At 50.3% G+C, this 563-nt stretch carries 1 protein-coding gene; it reads right to left on the reverse strand.

Annotated features, from left to right (window positions below; translation table 11 throughout):
* Nucleotides 1-563 (reverse strand): RQC domain-containing protein (locus tag R8N49_RS29370; RefSeq protein ID WP_318190726.1); only part of this gene is annotated, 563 nt, incomplete at both ends.

The raw sequence follows: 563 nt of genomic DNA on the forward strand, positions 1-563 counted from the left end.
TACAACGTATGGTGGTAAGCCATCTTCATCGGCAATCGACTTACGCAGCTTGCGTAATTTCGCAAACAGCTTCTTATCGTAGTTTTTGCTGGTCAGTTTGTCCGACTTCGCAGCGCGTGCTGCGGTATCCAAACGAGGAACCGCTAGCTCGAGCGACACATCCCCGCGCAATAATGGTCGAGCTTCCTCGGTCAATTGCAACGTCGAGTTTCGGGTGATGTTTTGAAACAACAGTCCTTTGTGGATTAACTGGCGGAAGATACTCACCCAGTAATCATGGCTGTGATCGCGGCCAATGCCGTATGTAGAGATCTTATCGTGGCCATGTTCACGCACGCGGATATTTTGCATACCACGCAGCACCTCAACCACATACGTCATACCAAAGCTTTGGTTAACGCGGTAAACACACGACAACGCTTTTCGCGCTTCTTCTGTCGCATCAAAATGTTTGGGTGGATCGAGGCAGATATCGCAGTTACCACAAGGCTTCTCGCGGTACTCACCAAAGTAGTTGAGCAGAACCTGACGACGACAGGTTTGCGCTTCCGCAAAGGCACTCA

This window comes from Vibrio sp. 1978, assembly GCF_033344345.1.